The sequence below is a fragment of the Methanobrevibacter sp. genome, assembly GCF_045636185.1.
Taxonomy (GTDB): domain Archaea; phylum Methanobacteriota; class Methanobacteria; order Methanobacteriales; family Methanobacteriaceae; genus Methanocatella.
This window is the reverse complement of the sequence record NZ_JAZTXC010000040.1, coordinates 1-4,043: the sequence shown is the minus strand read 5'-3', so window position 1 is coordinate 4,043 and position 4,043 is coordinate 1. Positions and strand designations below refer to the sequence as shown.

The window sequence follows — 4,043 nt, the reverse complement described above, 5'->3', positions numbered from 1 at the left end:
TCACGATATTTCATGACCATATCTTCAGCCTTAATTGTGCTCAATACTTTAATGGTATTAGAAACCATTGATGAATCGTATTCTGCTGTAATAGTGTATGTTCCAGGGTTTAAATTAATAGATAAACTAGCTACACCATTTGAATCACTTATTCTTGTATAAAATACACCATTAATATTAAATTTAACTTCAGCACCGGATAATGGAGATCCTTTTTCATCCAACACCTTAACAGAATATTTTGAAGCATTTCTATAATATTTAACTAAATCATGATTTTCAACCAATCTAGATAGAATTGTTATATTATTAGCAGACTGCTCACCAGTTACTGGATTAAAAATGGTTAAAATATATTTATCTGGATTTAAATTAAGATTTAAACGTACAACACCTTGAGAATTTGTTGTTCTTGTGTAAAGTACACCATTAATATTCATAGTGACATCAGTATTAGCCACTGGCCTGCCTTTGTAATCTAAAATAGTAGCATAATATTGAGTTCCATTTCTATAATATTTAACAACATCTGATGCCATAATAGTTGATTTGACTGTTATAGTTCTTGATATAGATGAATTTAAATAAATATTACTGCCAGAATAGTTAATTAAAACCTGATAATTTCCACTATTTAAATTAATTCCCATTGATACTGATCCATCCTTACCAGTTTCCTTCTTATTTTCAACACCATTAAGATAAATCTTAATCTCTTGATTCTGCAGTGGATTGTTATTTTTGTCCTTTAATGAAACCGTCAATTTTGTTCCATCGCGATAATACATGACCAAGTTATCTGCATTTAGATTAGTCTTAATATAATCTACACTAAACTGAGCACTAGCATTAGCATTTTGATAATATTTACTTGAATATGAAGTGTTTACATTGTAACGACCATAATCTAAATTATTTAAACTTAAAACACCTTTTCCATTAGTCAATTTAACAGTATTTAATTTAGAATTAACATAAACGGAAATAGTATCATTAATAGGTTTTGAAAGAGTGACAGTGATATTAACCCCATCAACATCAGTTTTAACAATATTTAAATTAATTGACAATGGAGCTTTGCCTACATTAAATGTAGTGTTTGCGGTTGCAATGTTTGAATAATATCCAAAAGCAGTATACTTATCAGGATTTAAAATATCATTTATTGAAGTCTGAGTATTGGAATGAATTAAATAGGTTTTAGAACCGATTGTCACATTAATGTAATCTGAAATATATAAACCATTGCTTGTTAATGAATTTATAATAATTAACTTATCCCCATAGTTTATATCTGAAATATTTAATGTCAAATTAGCATTTTTTTCAATTACATTAATAACCTTTGAAATTGAAGAATCTGAATAGACATTACCATTATAAGTAGCTAAAATGTTATAAGTTCCGATTGAAGACAATTGAGTATTTAATGTGGCCTTACCATTTACAACACCAACAGTGAAATTCTTTGAGTCTATTGTGAATACTACACTACCGTCCTTGATTAAATTACCCTGACTGTCTGTAACCGTAGCAACAACATTGAATGGAGTATCGACAGATACGGATTTGAGATTATCAAGAGCTATACTAGAACTGGAGTAATAAGTTGTAAATGCTTTTATACATGCTACCTGTGATTCATAACTATGACCGTATTCAGGAAAATCTGCTTCATAATCATACAAATCAATCCAATTTTTACCATCAAAACTGAAAAATGATATTCCTTTAGAATAAAGAATTCTATTTGATCTAACTTTTTCAGAAATAGGAACAGATGCTATTTTACCTGGAGTTGAAATTTTTATAACAATTTTAAATGTATCGCCAGTTTTTAAAGGTATGGCATTATCTAAATTAAATGTGTAATAACCAGGGACAGACACACCATTTTGAGTAAGCTTTAAAGCATTGTTAACATAAATTTGAGCTGTCCAATCTGTAGTGGCATTGAAATAAGTAGAAAATGCAGTTAAAAGCTCATTATCAGTTGCTTTAAAGATATTTTCATACCATAATGTTTCATTACCGGTTATTAAATAATCTGTAATTCCAATAATGTCATACTGGTAGTTTTTATCGTAATGAAGAGTATCATTTAAAATAATAGTGTATGTGGATTTATCATAAGCTCCCAATCTAGCACAATTTGTATCATAATATGAAACATAGAAATAACCTTTATTAGCCCATGTCTCACCCCAGCTGTTTTTACAAATCCAAGCTCCATCACCAGGTGCAGCAGTTTTAAAATTATTTTTGGAGTAATTATCATCCCATCCAACAATGGTAACTGCATGATTAGGACGACTGGTTCCACTGTAATAATAACTATTAGATTTCATATATGAACTGACATAATAGATACCTGTCGCAACAGCACCATATTTAATAAGAGCTTCTTTTATGGCATCATTATCTGTGTAATCAGTACGAGTTAAATAAATTATATTTTGAACATGAATAGTGTCGTTTAAAACTGGAGACAATACAGTATAATCACTGAATTTTTCAAAATCTTCTTCAATAGGACCAAGCCAACTTACAAGATATCCAACACCCATATCATCATATCCGCCTTTATTAGGCTCTAATTCCCAACCATAATCGGAGTAATATGCCATTATATTTTTCATGTTTTCTTCTGATAAATCGAAACTTTCTCCTGAAGCTTTTAAAATGCAAGATTCTAAAGCAGCAAGTGAAGTAAACGCCCAACAGTTTCCACTGGATTTTTGATTTTTAACTGGTGTAACTTGATTATAATCTCTTAAGTCATATTTTGAAGGTAACACACCATTAAATGAGAAATCGCCAACATATTGGACATAATTCCCATTTCCAATAAATAAATCATAACCTGGGCTTTTATAATAATTTTTTTCATTTTTCGCTTTGTTATGATTATAATTATTTAATGAAACTGTTTCTTTTGTATTTAAAATAGTATAAATTGCACCACCATCATTAATAGCTTCATTATTAGAAAATTTAGATGATAAAATAAGTATTTCTGATGAATTATCTAGAAAAACTGCACCGCCACTAACTGCTTTATTAGAGTCAAATACTGATGATGTTATATTCATTTTTCCATACATTTTATAAAATGCACCGCCCTGATAATCAGCTATATTATTATCAGCAATAATAGAATTAATGATAGAACTTGAACCTAAATCACAGATTGCTCCTCCAAAAGTAGCATTACATGCTGTAAAATTAGACTTCCTAACAGTTAAGGTAGATTCTTTTGCATAAATAGCCCCACCAGCATTAGTTAAAGTATAACAATTAGAGAATAATGTATTAGTTATATCTAAAGTAGAATTTTTTTCATTGGCTATTGCACCACCATACTTATAAGCATGATTATTTTCAAAAATAGAGTTAATGATTTTTAAATTTGTATTAGCTGTATAAATCGCACCCCCATAGGTTGCATTATTATTCCTAAAGGTAGAAGAATCAATCAAAACATTTCCAGAACTGGAATAAATTGCACCACCAAATACATTGCCATGACTTCCTTTATAGTTACCCGCACTGTTTTCAAAAATAACATTTGTAGCTGTGAAATTATAATTATTTCGTATTGTTAAATCATTTAATGTTATATTATATAAAGATAAAACATTATTAGATGATAATTGCAAAGAATTACCATTAATAATAGTATTTGAAGGATTTCTTCCCACAATTGTTAAATTGGAAAAACTTTTTGCCATATCCAACGTATATTCCCCATCTGAAAAATGAGCAACACTGTTATCAACTAATCTATTTGAATTTAAATGATTATAAGGACTTTCTTGACTTCCATTCCCATCTACTGTTAGTGATGAATCAAAATAAATATCTGATGAAGATAAAAATCCATTATTTTCACTTAATACTGAGTTTTCATTAATTGAAGTTGAATTATCACTAGCAAAGCTAATAGGAAGCACGATTACTAATATAATTAGAAACAAGAGGACTTTATTTATATGTTTCATTGTCTTTTCCCCCATATTATTATATAGTATGTAATTTTATTT

1 protein-coding gene is annotated in these 4,043 nt (G+C 28.9%); it reads right to left on the bottom strand.

All coding sequences use genetic code 11. The annotated features are described in order from the left end of the window. On the bottom strand, nt 1–4,001 hold a 4,001-nt coding region (locus ACKI3Q_RS02620; RefSeq protein WP_407413987.1), incomplete at its 3' end, for a C1 family peptidase. Between the last annotated feature and the right edge of the window lie 42 nt (nt 4,002–4,043).